The 18,493-nt window shown below is 45.9% G+C and carries 18 protein-coding genes, 1 tRNA gene, 2 rRNA genes and 1 pseudogene; 4 read left to right on the forward strand and 18 right to left on the reverse strand.

Annotated features, from left to right (window positions below; genetic code table 11):
* Window positions 1–18 precede the first annotated feature (18 nt).
* The 8 genes and pseudogenes from GXP22_05905 to GXP22_05940 all read right to left on the reverse strand — a co-directional run bounded on the left by GXP22_05905 (window position 19) and on the right by GXP22_05940 (window position 7,920).
* Window positions 19–1,662 (reverse strand): AAA family ATPase, encoded by a 1,644-nt coding sequence (locus GXP22_05905; protein ID NOX09011.1) that lies wholly within the window; start codon window positions 1,660–1,662, stop codon window positions 19–21.
* Window positions 1,655–1,831, reverse strand: coding sequence for a hypothetical protein (locus tag GXP22_05910; GenBank protein NOX09012.1), 177 nt, complete (start codon window positions 1,829–1,831; stop codon window positions 1,655–1,657). Before GXP22_05910 ends, GXP22_05905 begins: the two co-directional genes overlap by 8 nt.
* 2 nt (window positions 1,832–1,833) lie before the next feature.
* On the reverse strand, window positions 1,834–2,457 hold the full coding sequence (locus GXP22_05915; protein NOX09013.1) for an alpha/beta hydrolase: 624 nt from the start codon (window positions 2,455–2,457) through the stop codon (window positions 1,834–1,836).
* A gap of 468 nt (window positions 2,458–2,925) precedes the next feature.
* A complete protein-coding gene (locus tag GXP22_05920) occupies window positions 2,926–3,639 on the reverse strand; it encodes an NrdJb (protein ID NOX09014.1) in 714 nt (237 codons plus the stop codon).
* Between the two features lie 13 nt (window positions 3,640–3,652).
* Window positions 3,653–5,806 (reverse strand): adenosylcobalamin-dependent ribonucleoside-diphosphate reductase, encoded by a 2,154-nt coding sequence (locus tag GXP22_05925; protein ID NOX09015.1) that lies wholly within the window; start codon window positions 5,804–5,806, stop codon window positions 3,653–3,655.
* 217 nt (window positions 5,807–6,023) lie between these two features.
* Window positions 6,024–6,806, reverse strand: a complete 783-nt coding sequence (locus GXP22_05930) for a sulfite exporter TauE/SafE family protein (GenBank protein NOX09016.1) — start codon at window positions 6,804–6,806, stop codon at window positions 6,024–6,026.
* Between the two features lie 77 nt (window positions 6,807–6,883).
* A complete protein-coding gene (locus GXP22_05935; GenBank protein ID NOX09017.1) occupies window positions 6,884–7,747 on the reverse strand; it encodes a hypothetical protein in 864 nt (287 codons plus the stop codon).
* A 92-nt stretch (window positions 7,748–7,839) separates the two neighbouring features.
* Window positions 7,840–7,920, reverse strand: a pseudogene (locus GXP22_05940) (VPLPA-CTERM sorting domain-containing protein).
* Between the two features lie 1,131 nt (window positions 7,921–9,051).
* On the opposite strand from GXP22_05940, the gene GXP22_05945 reads away from it, so the two are divergent.
* The 3 genes from GXP22_05945 (at window position 9,052) to GXP22_05955 (ending at window position 11,278) form a co-directional block, all read left to right on the forward strand.
* Window positions 9,052–9,984, forward strand: a complete 933-nt coding sequence (locus GXP22_05945; GenBank protein NOX09018.1) for a hypothetical protein — start codon at window positions 9,052–9,054, stop codon at window positions 9,982–9,984.
* A gap of 216 nt (window positions 9,985–10,200) precedes the next feature.
* Window positions 10,201–10,974: a co-chaperone DjlA gene (gene djlA, locus GXP22_05950; GenBank protein ID NOX09019.1), complete on the forward strand. Its 774-nt coding sequence runs from the start codon at window positions 10,201–10,203 to the stop codon at window positions 10,972–10,974.
* Between the two features lie 16 nt (window positions 10,975–10,990).
* Window positions 10,991–11,278 (forward strand): cytochrome c, encoded by a 288-nt coding sequence (locus GXP22_05955; protein NOX09020.1) that lies wholly within the window; start codon window positions 10,991–10,993, stop codon window positions 11,276–11,278.
* 28 nt (window positions 11,279–11,306) lie between these two features.
* Here the strand turns inward: GXP22_05955 and GXP22_05960 are convergent, their stop codons facing one another.
* The 8 genes from GXP22_05960 to birA all read right to left on the reverse strand — a co-directional run bounded on the left by GXP22_05960 (window position 11,307) and on the right by birA (window position 17,364).
* Entirely contained in the window at window positions 11,307–12,029 is a 723-nt protein-coding gene (locus tag GXP22_05960; GenBank protein NOX09021.1) for a peptidylprolyl isomerase, read from the reverse strand.
* Between the two features lie 299 nt (window positions 12,030–12,328).
* Window positions 12,329–13,606, reverse strand: a complete 1,278-nt coding sequence (locus GXP22_05965) for a DEAD/DEAH box helicase (protein ID NOX09022.1) — start codon at window positions 13,604–13,606, stop codon at window positions 12,329–12,331.
* Complete coding sequence (locus tag GXP22_05970; protein NOX09023.1) at window positions 13,606–13,869, reverse strand: RNA-binding protein; 264 nt, start codon at window positions 13,867–13,869, stop codon at window positions 13,606–13,608. The genes GXP22_05965 and GXP22_05970 overlap by 1 nt, the downstream gene beginning before the upstream one ends.
* 424 nt (window positions 13,870–14,293) lie before the next feature.
* Complete coding sequence (locus GXP22_05975) at window positions 14,294–14,965, reverse strand: hypothetical protein (GenBank protein ID NOX09024.1); 672 nt, start codon at window positions 14,963–14,965, stop codon at window positions 14,294–14,296.
* A gap of 3 nt (window positions 14,966–14,968) precedes the next feature.
* Window positions 14,969–15,196 (reverse strand): hypothetical protein, encoded by a 228-nt coding sequence (locus GXP22_05980; GenBank protein NOX09025.1) that lies wholly within the window; start codon window positions 15,194–15,196, stop codon window positions 14,969–14,971.
* Between the two features lie 301 nt (window positions 15,197–15,497).
* Window positions 15,498–15,573, reverse strand: a tRNA-Thr gene (locus GXP22_05985).
* Between the two features lie 55 nt (window positions 15,574–15,628).
* Complete coding sequence (locus tag GXP22_05990) at window positions 15,629–16,390, reverse strand: type III pantothenate kinase (protein ID NOX09026.1); 762 nt, start codon at window positions 16,388–16,390, stop codon at window positions 15,629–15,631.
* Window positions 16,387–17,364, reverse strand: a complete 978-nt coding sequence (gene birA, locus GXP22_05995) for a bifunctional biotin--[acetyl-CoA-carboxylase] ligase/biotin operon repressor BirA (GenBank protein ID NOX09027.1) — start codon at window positions 17,362–17,364, stop codon at window positions 16,387–16,389. The genes GXP22_05990 and birA overlap by 4 nt, the downstream gene beginning before the upstream one ends.
* A gap of 114 nt (window positions 17,365–17,478) precedes the next feature.
* On the opposite strand from birA, the gene GXP22_06000 reads away from it, so the two are divergent.
* Window positions 17,479–17,844, forward strand: coding sequence for a hypothetical protein (locus GXP22_06000; GenBank protein ID NOX09028.1), 366 nt, complete (start codon window positions 17,479–17,481; stop codon window positions 17,842–17,844).
* Window positions 17,845–17,905: 61 nt separating this feature from the next.
* On the opposite strand, the gene rrf is transcribed toward GXP22_06000, so the two are convergent.
* Window positions 17,906–18,021 (reverse strand): 5S ribosomal RNA (gene rrf, locus GXP22_06005).
* A 98-nt stretch (window positions 18,022–18,119) separates the two neighbouring features.
* Window positions 18,120–18,493 (reverse strand): 23S ribosomal RNA (locus GXP22_06010); the annotation flags it as partial.

Consider the following 18,493-nt stretch of genomic DNA (forward strand, 5'->3'; position numbering starts at 1 on the left):
TCTCTCTCAACAAACTATTCAGCCAGGGAGGCCCGGCACCCGATCAACACGATACAGGTGTGGCACATCATCCTGCCAATGCTGATTTTGCAAATGAATCAGGGTTTTTTCTCCAACCACTCCATCCACTTCAAGCCCCTGCTGTTGCTGGAACCTCATCACCTGTTGTTTGATAGATTCATCACTTATTTTTTGCTGGTTATTAGCACCCTGAGCCAGGGTCAAATGCTCCTTTAACCAACTCCGGCTATATTCATCTCGCAAACCTTGTTTAATCGCCTGATTATCCAACGATGGTCGCCATAACAGAACATAATCTCCATACCAGATATCCGCCAATTCGCTTGTTGCAATCCAATAGGTCTCACCACCCAGCGACAACTCAACCTGCTCCCCCTGTAACGATAACAGAGACAACCACACCCTATGTCCTTGACGGGTAACAACACTGATCAGGGCAGGCCGATTAAACGTCTTCAGGTGCGCCAGGGTTCCCTTCCCCTGTAAACAACGCAGGCCATATTGATGCATCTGCTCGCAAGGCGCGCCATAAACAGCACCATCCTCCAGCGACACCTGCCAACGACCCAGCAATACCCGCCATGCGTCCATACGACCACTGCCATCAAAACCATCAATGACATCACTCAGACTTGATTTTGGAGTTTGTTCAGCTACAGACTCCACCAACACATCAACAGGAACAGGAACAACATTTAATGTTCCCGCATCCAGATTGACAGCAGATAAGGATTCATCCGGCGCTGACTGCCAAACAATAATGCCGAACAAGATCACTAACAGCAACAGTAACACCTTGCTTGATGCCCCATCAGCAAGCGATGATGAAACGGTTTCAGGCAATGCCTCAGCAGCAGCACGCCGCACGATAGAACGCGACACCTGGCGCTCATCCTCAACGTAAGCCCCCAGTAAGGAACGATCACATAAGGTGTTAATCAAGCGCGGAATCCCTTCTGTATACTTGTAAATCGCCGTAACCGCCTGGCGATCAAAAAGCACCGAATGCACGCCACAGACCTCTAAGCGATGCTGAATATAGGCGCGAGTTTCAGCCAGGGTTAGTGGTTCCAGGTGATAACGAGCAGTAATACGCTGCGCCAGCTGTCGCATATCATCCCGCGCCAGCAGACCTCTAAGCTCAGGCTGACCAATTAACAGAATCTGTAATAACTTCTGCTCAGTGGTCTCGAGATTGGTCAATAAACGCAACTGTTCCAACACCTCTGCGCTTAAATTCTGCGCCTCATCAATAATCAACACCGTACGCCGACCCTTGGCATAGGTGTGCAACAAGTGCCGGTTCAGCGCATCCACCAGATTCTTCAGGGTCGCTGATGCCTTATCATAATCAACATGCAATTCATCGCAGATCGTCGCCAATAATTCCAGCGCATTCAGTTTTGGATTGAGTATCCAGGCCACATCAACATGATCCGGTATCTGTTCCAGTAAACAACGACTGATCGTAGTCTTGCCAGTACCTACTTCGCCGGTCAACTGAACAAAACCGCCACCCTCACCAACACCATAGACAAGATGACCCAGTGCCTCACGATGACGCGGACTCATAAACAAAAAACGGGGGTCAGGCGCAATGGAAAAAGGCTTTTCTTCCAGGCCAAAATATTTTTTATACATTACCACTCTTGCCAATTAACTCAAGAGGCAGGGCTTGCTCCTCTCTATCAGAGACCGTTGCCCGCAGGGATGCGGGCATCGAGCGGATGTATTCACGGCGTGTCTCTGATAGAGAGGAGCAAGCCCTGCCTCGAATCCAAAACAGAACAACAAAGATACCACACTTCACCACTACTGCTCAGACAAATTCTCCAACAATATCGTGCGCAAAAGATTCAAGCACCCATGAAAAAAATGTGACGCTTCAGGCAAAACAACAATATTTGGCAGCGGATGACAACCCTGCGCCCATATCAGCACATCCTGGCAACTGACAATTTCATCCACCTCACCCTGAATCAACAAACACGGGCAATTCGGCAAAGATAATTGGGTAAAATCAAAAAGATGAACCGGCGGAGCCACTAGAATCAGTTGTTCAACGGCTGCTTTAGTCGAGGCCCTCAAGGCAACATAGGCTCCAAAGGAAAAACCAGCTAACACAACCTTCGCATCAGGATAACGCGCACGCATGAAGCCAAGCGTAGCAAGCAGGTCATCCGTTTCACCCTGCCCCTCAGCATAATCACCTTCACTGTCACCCACACCGCGAAAATTAAAACGCAGACTCGCCATGCCCATCTCATTCAGAGTTTTGGCAATATAATGCACTACCTTGTTTTGCATAGTGCCACTATGTAGTGGATGAGGATGACAAATCACTGCGATACTTTGTACTACAGAATTATCGGCAGGACACGCCAATATCCCTTCCAGCGACCCCACCGGCCCCTGGATCATTATTTTTTCCTGGATCATTATTATCAACCATCAATAATCGAAACTCATTACTGCCCCATTAACTCAAGAGACAGGGATTGCGTTTCTCTATCAGAGACCCTTGCCCGCATGGACGCGGGCGTGGAGCCTACATAGATGTATTCACTGCGTGTCTCTGGTAGAGAAGCATAATTCATGTCTCGAGCTTACCCCCAGCCCGCACATCCTCGGCAATTGCTCCTGCATTGCTCTACCTCCTGCATCCCTGCAGTCGTGTGCGGTCGTTCGCTGAACTGCGAATGCCCCTGTGACCGCCAGGGATGGCGGAAATGCTGAAAATGCAGGAGCAATTTCCAGTGGGCATTCGGTTTCAGAACGTGCACCTGCCATAGAAAAATGCCGCCATCCCTGGCGATACCTCAGATAAATAACTTACCCCCAGCCCGCACATCCTGTGCGGTCGTTCGCTGAACTGCGAATGCCCACAGGGCATTCGGTTTCAGCTCACCCACATTTTGAATCACCGCAGCTTAGACAGGTCAGGCAACCATCCATCTGAATCATTGCCTTGGTATGACATTTACCACACAGGCTGGCACCATCAGGAAAATCCTGCGGTTCCTTATCCTCGGCATTCTTCACACTATTTTCATATTCACTTCGTTTTTCTGCCACCAGTTTTTTCTGATGCTCATCCAGGCCATCATCGGACATCATACCAATCATACGCAGGTGACATTCAATCGCATCACCAATCTCGGCAACCAGTGAGGGCATATACTTGCCACCTTTCTTAAAATAGCCCCCGCGAGGATCAAATACCGAACGCAGCTCTTCAACCAAAAAGGTAACATCACCACCCTTACGAAATACCGCCGAGATAATACGCGTTAACGCAACAATCCATTGAAAGTGATCCATGTTCTTGGAATTAATAAATACCTCAAATGGACGACGTAACTCATGTTCTGTTTTTGCATTCAGGATAATATCGTTAATGGTGACATACAACGCATGTTCCGATAACGGCGTCTTAATTTTATAAGTGGAACCCACCAACATCTCCGGGCGTTCCAGTTTTTCATGCAACTGCACAACATTATCGTGACTGGAATCCTCTTCTGCTACAGCGGCTGTCTTTTTGACAGAGGCATCCGGTTCTTCTTCATCTTTTACTACATTATAACCAACAATTTTGTGATCTATTTTAATAGCCATTTTCTCTACTCGCCTAAAATTTACCGTAATACCCTTCTTTTAATGCATCATACAGATTTGCCGCAGTATGCATCTCACCATCATATTCAATCTCTTCATTACCCTTTAATTCAACGTAGGTTCCATCCTCAAGATCAAAACGATAAAGTGTTTTTTCCAGGTCATCTTCTTTCACCAACACCCCCTGAAACACCTCGGGATTAAAACGGAAAGTGGTACATCCCTTAAGCCCCTGATCATAGGCGTACTGATAGATACCCTTGAAATCTTCATAGGGGTAATCGGTCGGTACATTAGCTGTTTTTGAGATACTGGAGTCAATCCACAACTGAGCCGCTGCCTGAATATCAACATGCGCCTTTGGCGTAATATCCTCAGCAGTAATAAAATAATCCGGTAATTGCTCGGCTTTATTGTCGCTATAAGGCATCGCCGCACTATTAATCAGTTCACGATAGGCGAGCAATTCAAAGGAAAACACGTCGACCTTCTCCTTGCTCTTCTTACCTTCACGGATCACATTACGCGCATAATGGTGCGCAAAAGAAGGCTCAATACCATTACTGGCATTATTCGCCAGGGATAATGAGATGGTACCCGTGGGCGCGATAGATGAATGATGAGTAAAACGACAACCGACCTCCGCCAAACGATCCACTAGTGCCTCATCCAGCCCGGCAATCTTGTTCATATAATGACTATAACGCGCATGCAAAACCTTACCCTTGACCTCATCACCCGGCTTCCAGCCATCGGCAATCATCGCCGGACGCTGACTCAACATAGCCGCCGTCACGGTAAAGTTTTCATCCATAATCGGTGCAGCACCCTTCTCTTCCGCCAAAGTGAGACCGCTCTTCCAGCCCTGTAGAGACATCTCACGAGTAACTTCTTCAGTAAAGGCAATGGACTCATCTGAACCATACTTCATACACAACATTGTTACTGAGGAACCGAGACCCAGATAGCCCATACCATGACGACGCTTACGCAGAATCTCATCACGTTGCCCGCCCAGTGGCAGACCATTAATCTCGACCACATTATCCAACATGCGAGTAAAGACCGACACCACCTCACGGAACTCATCCCAATCAAAACGAGCCTGTGGGGTAAAGGGATCACGCACAAAATGAGTCAGATTGATTGAACCCAGCAGACAGGAACCATACGGTGGCAAGGGCTGTTCACCACAGGGATTCGTGGCACGAACATTCTCGCAAAACCAGTTGTTATTCATCTCATTAACTTTATCGATCAAAATAAAACCCGGTTCAGCATAATCATAGGTGGAAGACATAATGACATCCCACAAACGACGAGCACGAATGGTACGATAAACCTTACAGGCAACCTTACCGTTATTATCGGTAATATACTTATCATGCACCGGCCACTCACGCCAGATCACCTGTTCCGGATTCTTGAGATCAAGCCCATCCAGCTCACACTCTGTCTCGGTAACCGGAAAGGCGAGTTGCCAATCAATATCCTGCTTAACCGCAGCCATAAAGTCGCTGGTAATCAGCAATGAAAGATTGAATTGACGCAAACGCCCGTCTTCTCTTTTCGCTCGAATAAAGTCCAGCACATCGGGATGGCCAATATCAAAGGTTGCCATCTGTGCACCGCGCCGACCACCGGCTGAAGAAACGGTGAAACACATCTTGTCATAGATATCCATGAAAGACAGCGGCCCGGAGGTATAGGCACCCGCACCCGCAACGTAAGCCCCTTTAGGCCGCAAGGTAGAAAACTCATAACCAATACCACAACCCGCTTTCAAGGTCAGCCCGGCCTCTCGCACCTTGTCCAGAATTGCCGTCATCGAATCACTAATGGTGCCGGAAACCGTACAGTTTATGGTTGATGTCGCTGGTTTATGCTCCAGTGCGCCCGCATTGGACATTATACGTCCTGCTGGAATCGCACCATGCCGCAAGGCCCACAGGAAGCGGTCCTGCCAATGGTCACGCAACGCGTCATCAAGCTCGACCTCGGCTAAGGCCTCAGCAACACGCTGATAGGTTCCATCCATATCCTGATCAACAAAATCGCCATTCTTTGCCTTTAAGCGATATTTTTTATCCCATATATCCAGTGATGCAGACTGAAAAGGGACATTAGTCACCCCGGCAGCCTCAGCTTGCAAAGATACATTTTTCATTTTTTCTCCCCAGTATTCGATAACACAACATATTGTGTTCAAGCGATAAGGTTACCCCCCACTCAAAGGACTGTCAATACCTTAGCGTGATTATTTTTAATCCTTTATAATCAATTGGTTATAAAAAATAAAGGGTTAACACTCATCCGTATAGAAGCCTATGATTACAAAGGTAAAACACTATATATTGTGTTTCTAATATACTATATATAGCGCCTTAAAACAGCATCCTCAAGCCCAGCAGTAGCAATAAACCGGCAAAGAATTTTTTTAGATAGCGGGGTGAAATAACATGCGCCCAACAGGCACCTACCCGTGCAAATAAGAAACTACTGAGAATAATAATCCAGACAGCGGGCCAGTAGATATAACCATCAACAGGCGCAAGGGGATCAACAATAGAGAGCACCATAAACCCTGCCATACCCACCAAAGCAATCGGCAAACCACAGGCCGCCGATGTTGCCACCGCTTGATGGATCGATATTCCATGCCAATTCAACAGGGGAACCGTCAGGGTGCCACCACCAATACCAAGAATGGTCGAAAATACTCCAACCACAGCACCCGATAAACCAAGAAAACGCTCTTTACCTGATCGCGATCGAGTAGAACCAGCATCCAGGCTACTCAGCATATACACCGCCACCATGATCTCGAATAGCGCAAACACCCATCCCAGCCACTCGGTACTCATCTTACCCACCAGCCAAACACCCGCAACTCCACCAACAATCAATCCTGGCAATAAACGAGCAAACAGATCCCAACGCACTGCCGAGCGCTGATGATGGGTGTAAATAGAAGATATCGAGGTCACTATAATCGTCACCAACGAACTCGCCACAGCGACATGCACCTCAAACCCTGACACCATGTTGTTTTCACGAAAAACCAACACTAATACGGGGACAATCACCAGGCCACCACCCACTCCCAACAGGCCCGCCAATAGCCCCGCGAATGCACCCAACAACAAATAAATCAACCACAAATCCATCGCTATCCTCCAAAAAACAGGCAAAAAAAAAGCGACCCGGAGGTCGCTATATTCAATGGGTCAATAACAAACAAAACCTATTTTTTACGTCTCGATGTGGCAAACAAACCGACCAGACCCGAGGCAAACAACCAAGCGGCGGCGGGCAGTGGTACCACAACATTAGGCCCCACCACATCAAAGGCATTGACCTTGTTTTCCATCTTGATATTCAGGCGATAGCTACCCCCAGCCAACGCATTAGTGCTGGCTCTAAAGAAATCAGCACTCTGATCATAAAGACTATTAAAAGTAATCCCTGTATTCAAACTAAAGGGATCATATAGTTCCGTACCCCCCATGGGGCCTGTCACCGAACTACCATCAGGCAACCACTCAAACACGGTCGCACCCGAGCTATTTCGTAGGCTAATATTAAAAAAGCTATTCGCAGAAGCAAAGCCATCCGTTCCAGCCACCGTATTCATAAACAGCTCTGCATTAAAACTAAAATCAATTTCCGTACCTGGAGCAACACCAAACATATACCCGGTAAAGACATTGGCACCTGATGCATACGCAATACCCGCACCCGTGATGACCTCACCAATCGAAGAGGCAGCACCAGTACCCACCGATAGACCAGCACTTATCACCTGAGCATCACCATAAGCGGTATCAGCCGTCTGCGTATGTTGATAAAATTCATTTTCAAATGAAGCACAAGCACCAATACAGGCCGCAGGTGCATCATATCGATCCGCATTACCCTCACCACTAATACCATCTGAGGCGGCATCATTAGAAAAACTAAAGCCCGAGAAAAAAGCATCGGTTGGCGAAAAGCTCACTGCAAGCTCATCAATAAGTGTATACGAAGTTGCAAGGGACAAGGCGTTAGCCGGTGTCGTTAACACCCCCATCAGGGCTCCCATTGCCAGAATTAATCCTTTATTTTTCATTGTTTTTCTCCTACCTTCATTTTTTTCTATGCGCTTCACTTACATCACACACAATATATTTTTATCGTACCAAACCGAATCAAACGACCCGATCATGCCCTTCTGGCAACACCAACAAGCCCTAACAGACCACTGGCAAATAGCCATACCGCAGCCGGAACAGGCACCGCAGCCACATTCACCTGATTAACCATCTCAATCTCCAGGCTATACATACTTTCAGACAAGGTATCTGTCGAGGCAAAAAAACTACCAAAACCAGCCACATAGGAACCATTGCCAACAATGCCTGTATTCAGGCTGAAGGGGTCGTCAATTTCAATACCACCATTGGGTAGCGCACCCGACGATACAACACCATCCGGAGACCAAGAAAAAGCGACCGCATTAGTCAAAGAATCGGTCAGGGTAATATTAAAAAAGGTATTAGCCGCCGCATCAATGCCATCAGGCCCAAGCTCTGTGTGCATGAATAGATCAGCCACAAAAGCAAAATCAAACGCCGTTGGTGTTGTCACCTGAATGATCGCATTCATCACGTTAGAACCCGATGCGTGTGCGACACCGCCTGTTGAATATACATCACCTATCGCCAATGCCTGGCCGGTACCCGCCACTACATCCGCATCAATAATCTGGGCATCGCCATAGGCAAAACCAAGCGTGCCAACAGTATGATCAAAAAAATCATTGTTCCAACCGACACAAGCACCCACACAGGAGGCCGGCGCATCCATGGGATCAACATTAGCGGTACCAGTAACGCCATTAGCAGCCGTATTATTAGAAAAGGTAAAACTATTAATCGATGCTGAACCCGTATTAAAATTGATTGAAAAATTCGATATATCATTATACGAGGTGGCAGCGGCACCAGGCGCAGATACCCCGGCAATCGCCGAACCCGAAAAGACACTGACAGCTGCCGCTAATATCGTCATGTGAGACAGTTTTTTAATTGCATTCATTTCTATATACCCCAAAATAATTTTTTATATTCATCCCTAACTGCTAACCTTGTAGCAATTACCGTTCCACATTCGTCAAGCATTTGTTTTTTAACAAAAAAACAAATGGTGTCAGTGAGAACAAAAATAGAGAGCGTAAAAAAAACCGACTAACAATCATTGAATAACACGCAAAAAATAATTAAACACATTAAAAATCAATGGGGTATACGAAACAGGGGTGATTACACCCCCCTAAAGAGATGTAAAATAAACCGACAGCAATATAAATAAACAGGTCAGAAACAAAAAAAAACAGTACACTCCTGTTAAAACCATCAGTATCGCGCGAGAATCATGACCAATTTTAAAGATATCATCCAAAATAAAAAAACAGCACTTAAGGAACAATCCACCCCAATCATGGCCGATCTAGCCATTCAGGCAGCGAAGGTCTGGACACAGGAACAGGCTCTGGATCAGGTGTTACAAGGAGGCATTAAGGATCTAGCCTTTTGCCACATGATCTATGCGGTCAATACCGATGGCATCCTGCTCTCATCCAATGTTGAACGCGACCAGATGGATAGCCAATGGAAGGGGCGCGACCTCACTGGCCGCCCTTATTTGCGTGATGCACACCCTTACCAGGGTTACAGCATGACCTCGGTGTATACCAGTCGTCACACCCTCCACCCCTGCATTACCGTTATTCAGTCTGTTCATCATAATGAAAAAATACTCGGTTTCATTGCCGCCGACTATAACCTCGATAGCCTGCCGGGTGAAAAGGCTCAGACCAGCCCCGATAATCACTGGGTACAATATAAGGGTGACCCTGCCATTCGTGGCACGGTATTCATGCAACAGCGTGAAATTAGCGCGATGGATGAGGTACTTGGTGATACCATTGAGATTCTGACCGACATGATGCAACACCACGGCATCTTTCACTGCAAGATTCACTTTTCCAGCTCCCGTTTATCTATGTGGTCGGTGGACGATCCTTTTGGTTACAATATCCATACTCTGGAAGACATCACTAACCCTGAGCGCTGTCTCGCCTACCCTATCCGCCCTCAACATGAACGCACCTGTGTGAGTGAGGAGGATATTGGTCTGGTTCTGGATCTGCTAAAAAAACTACGCCATGCGGATGAAATCATTTACCTGAGATCAGCCTCCTTTAATATCATCAATGGTATGGTCGGGCTAACCTTCTCTTGCGATGGGTCTCATTATATTCCTTATGATGAATTCCTTAATATGGGTAGTGAGTTCTGGTTTTAGGTTCCCAGGGGCATAACCAATAACCTTTAAGCGAAAATAATATATACTTTAACCGAAACTTGAACGACCTATCTTTAACAGAGACACACCGTGAATACATCCATGTGCTCGACAGCCGCGTCCATGCGGCTGTCGGTCTCTGTTAAAGATAGGTCGTCCAAGTCTCTTGCAGCAGAGTAATCTCAGTATGGTTACTATAAAAACAGAGGTAGAAATATGAGTTGGTGGGGAACAATAATCGGTGGTGCATTAGGTTTTATGCTCGGTGGCCCATTAGGTGCGTTACTTGGTGCATCCATGGCCAGCAACTTCAGCGTTAATACCAACACAGGCCAGCAGCAGGGTAACTTTTCTGCCGGGGACACCGAGCGCGTACAAGCGGCCTTCTTTAGTGCTACCTTCGCGGTGATGGGGCATATTGCTAAGGCGGATGGTGTCGTTAGCCAGGATGAGATCAATAACGCCAAAAACATTATGGCGCAAATGAACCTGGGCCCACAGCAACGCAAAACCGCTATGCACCTGTTTAATGAAGGGAAAAAGGATAACTTCCCCCTGCATGAGGTGGTCACACAATTTCGCAAGGAATGTCATCGACGGCGCAATCTGATACAGATGTTTCTGGAAATACAGATTATGATGGTGCTGGCTGATGGCAAAATTGATCCCGCTGAGAAAAACATCATGTTCTCTATTGGCGAACAATTAGGCTTTCATCAGGCACAGATTGAACAATTGTTACATAGCGCATCAGGGGTACAGCAAAACGCAAGCCCGAAGGTTCAGCTCAAAGAGGCCTATGAAATGTTGGGTATACCCGAGAGCAGCAGCGACCAGGAGGTTAAAAAGGCCTATCGGCGACTCATGAGCCAACATCATCCGGACAAACTGGTGTCGAAGGGACTCCCCGAAGAAATGATCAAGATCGCCACCGAAAAGACCCAGAAAATACGAAAGGCCTATGATTTTGTTAGAGAAAGTCGAAAGTAAACCCAGGAGGCAAGCCATGAAGAAGCTCTTTTTATTCCTTACCCTGTCAATCAGCCTCAATAACCTGAGCCATGCAGCCGCGTCCCATCCGGGCAAGGTATTACATGATGCAAAATGCCTAAGTTGTCATGGTAGCGAGGTCTATACCCGCAAAGATCGCATGGCGCACTCTCTTTATGCCCTTGATAAACAGATCCGCAATTGCATGAAGGGCCCGGCGAATGCTGACTGGAATGACAAAGAAACCGCACAGGTTATTGATTATCTGAACCAGCAATTTTATCACTACAAGGCAAGTAACTGAGACGAGAAAATGGTGCGCAATGCACACCCTACCGCCCCGGTAACTGAGAGCCTTCGGTATCTACCCTGCGTCTGGCAACCGATACCAGGCCAAGCATTCCTGATAGAAAGAGCCATACCGCAGCAGGAACCGGCACGGCACTCACAGCGGTTATACGCACCAGTTGTGTCGCTGGATCATAAACCCCGTTATAGCCATTAAGCGGTACAGTCGTAAACGCCGAATGAATAACGCTAATGTCATATCGTGGCAAGGCAGCAATGGCATCAATCACATCCATCCCATTACCCACAATCTGACCAAACACGGTAAAACCACCATTTTGTGCATCCAGGTTGGCCGAGTTATCTGCCAGATTCACAAACCATTCACTGGTTGCTGTATCAGGGCCACTACCAAGCTTTGCCATTGCTAGCGTACCCCTGACATTAGACAGGTTATATTCATTAACAATAGGGGCATCCTTTGGCACCAAGGAATAAGCATTATTAGCAAAACGGTAACCGCCACCCTGAAGAATAAAGCCCGGTACACTACGATGGAAAAAACTATCAATATAGTCGCCATCGTTGACATAATTTTTGAAATTCGCCACTGTTATCGGAGCCACGCTATCAAATAACTCAATATCAATGACACCCATGGTCGTCTCCATACGGACCAGACTGGCATTCACAGCATTGGGCAAATAGCCGACAAAGACAATAAAGGCTAACGCATAAAATTTGGACAAGCATTGAAATTGAATCATCTTACTCACACCCCATTAAATAGTAATAAAGAGCATCATCCTTGACCCTACAGAGGTATAGCAATAACCATGCCTAATGCAAATAATCAATAAAAATCAATGGGTTAATATGTAAAGAAAAGACAACACGAATAGACAGTGTAATAATAACCGACACTACCTCGATAGACTTTATTAACGAATAACACTAACCTGTTGTTTTTTATTATAAAAAACAAAGAATAGCAAATAACACGTACTTATTTACATGTAAAGAAAAACAACACAACAACGAATAAAGCCCTTGAAACGCTGTAATATCAAGGTTTACCCCGTGTTGAGCGACGCTGCCTTGATTGATTATTAGCCGCCTTATTTTTTGCCCTGGGAACTTTGTGCTTCTTCGGTTTTTTTGGTTTTTTGGGTTTATTAGCACCGGGTTTAAGTATTGTCAGCGGGACATTATGGGTCGGCACAAAACCTGTCTCCAATTCACGCACCAGAGTCTGACCTATTCGATTCTCAATCGCCGCCAGCAAATCAACCTCATCTGCACTTACCAGGGACAATGCCAAACCCTCACAACCGGCACGACCGCTGCGACCAATACGATGCACATAGTCCTCTGCCACCTTGGGGAGATCGAGGTTAATAACACAGGCTAATTCAATAATATCAATACCACGCGCGACAATATCCGTCGCCACCAGTACCCGTATCACTCCCGACTTAAATTCGGATAAGGCTCGCGTCCGCGCCCCCTGACTCTTGTCACCATGAATGGCTACCGAACTCACGCCATCCTTGACCAGTTTCTGCACCAGGCGGTCGGCCCCGCGTTTGGTGCGCGTAAAAACCAACACCTGATTCCAATCATTATCACGCACAAGATGACTCAATAACGCCGGTTTTTTTGCTTTATCTACTTCATAGACAGCTTGCCTCACCATCTTCGCTGCCACCTTGCGAGGCGTGACATCGACCTGCAAGGCGTCATTAAGCCAGTCTTGAGAAAGGGTTCGAATACTCTCAGAAAGAGTGGCAGAAAATAACAGGTTTTGTCGCTTTTTCGGCAATAGAGCCAGTATTTTCTGAACCTCACGCATAAAACCCAGATCCAGCATACGATCAGCCTCATCCAGCACCAGCGACTCTAATTGATCAAAATGGATAGCATTCTGATGATAAAGATCGAGTAAGCGCCCCGGTGTTGCCACCAGCACATCAACACCCTTACGCAGGCGCATCATCTGTGGATTAATCTTCACACCACCGAAAACCACGGCTGATCTGAGTGGCAGATAACAACCATAGCGAACCACACTATCGGCAACCTGCTGTGCCAGTTCACGGGTAGGAACAAGGATCAATGCGCGCGCTTGATTTGAGCCGGCTTTGCCTCCTTTAGACAGACACTGCAGCAGAGGCAAGACAAAGCTCGCCGTCTTACCTGTACCCGTCTGTGCGGCAACCAGCACGTCACGACCTTGTAAAATGGCAGGGATAGCCTGCACCTGAACCGGTGAAGGCGTGTTATAAGCATTATCTTCAATAGCGCGTAATAGTGGCTCAACAAGGCCTAATGATGAAAACCTCATTATGAAACCGGATCTTCTTCCTGCCTTGATTCCGCTTTTTTAACACGAATTTTGTTACCTGCCACATCCTTGCCATTAAGCGTCTTCACCGCAGCCTTGGCCTCACCTTGCCGTGGCATCTCAATAAAACCAAAGCCTTTGGAAACACCCGTCTTGCTATCCATCACCAGAGCACAGGATTGTACGGCACCATGAACTTCAAATAGCGCCCTGAGTTCTGCTTCTGTCGTAGAACGGGCAAGATTACGTATCAGTAACTTCATCAAATCACCTTGCATTCATTGTGGAATAAATAAAATATGGAGCTGGTGGTAGGAGTCGAACCTGTGATCAGCTGATTAAAAATTAATTCTAGCTAATTTTCACCAATAGTCATAAACATTCTTTTTTCTTTATAAAACATACACTAATACCACAACATTATTCAGAAGAATTGCAGATCATTGCAGTCTGTTTTAACTGTGTTGCATAAATGGAATTTAACTATCCCAATAAAATAAACATCAATACTGTTATCACTCATGCCTTGTAGCTTCAAGGTACGAAGGTGTTTTTGATACAGGTCGTCAAATTATTTTGTTCCGCAGGTTTCATTCTAGATTATTCAATGATAGCGAAGAAGGCCTTATCACCTATCTATCCTTAACTGATACTTAACACATAAAAAAGGGGGTTCCTCTACAAGACTTACTTCCCACTAGCCCCACGATCATAGTCATCATAGGCACTATTAAAGAGCGCATCAGGAGCAGGAAGAAAACGGTATTCAACAGTCTGTTCTGGTACCTTAAAAGACACAGCAACATCTTTATAACTACTTCCATACTCAAGCATATGTCGAGCCTCAGCTACGAGCTGCCTAGGAAAAAGAAGCTCAATAGCAGCAAAATATGCAGTATCTTCCACTACTAAAGCAGGGCCCTTTTCCTGCATACGACCCGCATCATTTAATAGATTAGTAACTAAATTAATCGCATCACCTGAAGAAGAAGTCGCATTTTTGGGGGTTGAAAGAAAAACATGAGCTGCCTCCTTACAAATCAGCAATCGAGACCAACATAAATTTAATTCTGCAGAGTATGCAATAGTTACCCTATCAAGCCCACCATCTTTCTCATACTTTATGAAATAAGCATGAACTGGATCGGTCAATCCACGAGTACGGAATACATTAATATGACACTGCATTTCATCCGCAATAAACTTTATAATACCTGATGATTCTGCAATGACAGATACATGCATTGGCATAGGAGAAAGAACCATCATGGGGTGGGGTAGACAACCACCATTTGTATTAGCGTAACCCTTAGCAAATCCCTGAGCTTTTTTTATCGCGTCAATCCTTTCCTGCGACAATGATTAACCCTCCAAATGCGGTTCAACAATACCAGCCGAAATCATACGCTCCGAAGAAAGAACATTATGAAGAACGACTCTAGTTACTGCATTATCTGACATAGAATTAGTGATCGCAAACTTTATGTCTACAAGACCATTAGCCCTTTCTTTCTCAAACCATTCAACAAATTCATCATGGGTTGCTTGCCCGGGAACCACTTCATTTGACGTATTTGTATTAGCAATCATTATATTTACCCATTAAAAAACAGATCGAAATTAAAGACCTGAACACCTTTTAGAACAAGGTCGCCATTTATAACACAAGAAAACTCACTAATCAACAACAAAACCACAAATCATAATCTGTGATAACCCTAATAAAATTCTGGGGTGTTTTGCCTGATCAGCAGAAATAATATCGTTAAACATAGTGCTGTCCTCGTTGTTAATAACGATTCTAGCGTAGAACCAGTGTAGCACCGGAACAATTCACCAAGTTTAACGGTTTTCAAAAACTTTATAACTGACTGTTATAAAAGAAAAAATATGGAGCTGGTGGCAGGAGTCGAACCTGTGACCTGCTGATTACAAATCAGCTGCTCTACCAACTGAGCTACACCAGCAAAACGAAGGGGGATTTTAGGCAAAAACCAGCAAAATAACAATGCCTATAATCAACTATTTTTGGTTTTTTTCTTCCGCGAGGATACAAGCGAGCCCTTTGAGCACCAGATCAGGTTCAAAAGTTGAACGATCATCCAGCAACGGCATCAATTTTTTAGCCTCGCCACCGGTAATAAAAATCCTGAATCCACCTCTGAGTTCCAGACGCAAATCACTAATCACACGATCAATCAAGGCAACAACCGCATAGAGGCTTCCCACATGTACCGCTGCATAGGTATCCCGCGCCAATAAAGAGACCTCACCACTACTCTCTTTCATAGCAGCAATCGCCTCGGTTTTATCTACCAGACAACGCGTCATAGTGGTCAAACCTGGAGCAATCAAGCCCCCTAAGTGTTCACCACAGGCACTTAGCACATCAATGGTAATGGCACTGCCACAATCAATAATACAGGCGGCACCACCCGTAATACTACGTGCTGCTAATAATGTAGACCAGCGATCCACACCCAACAGGGCGGGTTCAAGATAGGCGTTTTGCACACCGGAAAATTCAGCCTGTGACTTAACCATATCGGCCTTAACCTTCCAATGCCGAGACATCCAAGCCACGATACCCTTATTTAATTTAGCCGCTGCCACACTGGCAATCATGACGCGCTCGGGTATGCCCTCAAGTTTCTCCCAAGCCTTATTTGCCAATTTTGCGGGAGTCAGATCTTCGCAATCCACCGCTTGGCTATCCTGCACCACACCGTCGACCAGCCAGGCCCATTTCATTCGGCTGTTACCGATATCTACCAATAAAATCATACACAAATCCGCGGACTAATTTCACCGGAGACAAAGCGACGAAGCTCATCACCAACCATCATCAATAGAGCACCTTGCTCATCAATCCCCACTACCTTTCCCATCAAAACCTCATTATGCACTACAAATTCTACCTTCTTGTTTATCAGGACATCATGCTCACGCCATTCCTGAATAAAGCCACTCATCCCAGACACCTTGAATTCCTGCAAAGCCTGGATTAATTGATTAATTAATGTTGCTGTCAAATAATTACGCGAGACCTTATGTTCAACCAGACCTTCCATATCAATCCAGGGCTGATCAATATCGCCTCCTGCAATAGCAGGCATTCTAACATTAATTCCAACGCCAATGACGATATAACAAGGGCCATTTGACTCTCCGGCGCTCTCCAGCAGTATTCCGGCAAGCTTGCGACCATCAGCCAATATATCATTTGGCCACTTCAGACCCGCTATCTTGATTCCCGCACAATGTAGCGTCCTTAATACCGCAACCCCAATTACCAGACTAATACCCGCCAGTGCGGACAGACCTTCATCAAGACGCCACAATAAAGAACTATAGATATTCTGTGCAAAGGGTGACACCCATTGTCGTCCGCGTCGTCCCTTACCCTGATGCTGAAACTCTGCCAGGCACACCATACCTGAGTCAGCACCTTCAACAGCCTTGATACGCAACAATGCATTAGTAGAATCAATCTCGTGATGAATATCAATATGAGCCAGATAATCTAATGTCTGTGGTGTAAGATGTGATCGTATAATAACTTCATCCAACAACTCAAGCGGGCTTGCCAGACGATAACCTTTCCCTGAAACCGCATGTATTTCAACACCTAACTGACGAATCAATTGCAACTGCTTCCAGATGGCAGCACGACTAACACCTAATTTTTGACCCAATGCTTCACCGGATAAAAACCGGCCATCGGCTAACAAATCAAGAATTTCAAAACGTACAGACATGAATAAATTTTAACATAATGTGCCTATGAAATAGACAACAGACCATAAATACGGCTATATTAATAAACAATACGGACGATATAAGAATACAAACCACACAGAACTGGCGATATAATGATGAAATCATCAATACAACAGTCACAAGAACTTCGCTTAAGTAGCGAAACCCTGGCAGCAGAGCCCCTGCATCGACGCGTACCCATGGTTGATGAAAATGGCAAGCCATTAAGTGATTTCATGATGTTTATCCCCAAACTAAGAAGTAAGCCCGCTCATATCATCCAGCAATCCATAGCGCGTATCGAACGCGTATTAAAATCCTACCCGGATGTCGTAGTATTTGCTGATCTTAACCTCAAGATCAACGTATTATGGGTATCTATACGTCCTATTCCCGGCATGTTTATTGAACTTCCCAGCCAAATCAAAAAAATGGTTCCCGAGGCAATTCTGGTATCCCATCCCGATTTTAGTCAATAGCTTTATTCCCGACAAAGAAAAAACCCCCGCAACTTACGTTACGGGGGTTTTTAGAATAAAAGCCTGGCAGTGACCTACTTTCACATGGGGAGACCCCACACTATCATCGGCGCTAAGCGGTTTCACTTCCGAGTTCGAGATGGGATCGGGTGGTTCACACTCGCTATGGCCGCCAGGCAAACTGTGCTACAAATCAGAAAACAACACTCTGACCTGCAAAAAAAGGAAATGATGAAAATTATTGTGTAGTTGTTGTTACGCTCGACCAACACACAAACTTCTTGAGTGTTATATGGTCAAGCCTCACGGGCAATTAGTACTGGTTAGCTTCACGCATTACTGCGCTTCCACACCCAGCCTATCAACGTCGTAGTCTTCGACGACCCTTAAGGAATCACAAGGATTCAGGGAGAACTAATCTTGGGAGGGGCTTCCCGCTTAGATGCTTTCAGCGGTTATCCCTTCCGTACGTAGCTACCCGGCAATGCCACTGGCGTGACAACCGGAACACCAGGGGTACGTCCACTTCGGTCCTCTCGTACTAGAAGCAGCTTCCCACAATTCTCCAACGCCCACGGCAGATAGGGACCGAACTGTCTCACGACGTTCTAAACCCAGCTCGCGTACCACTTTAAATGGCGAACAGCCA

The organism is Gammaproteobacteria bacterium, assembly GCA_013151035.1.
Classification (GTDB): Bacteria; Pseudomonadota; Gammaproteobacteria; order JAADJB01; family JAADJB01; genus JAADJB01.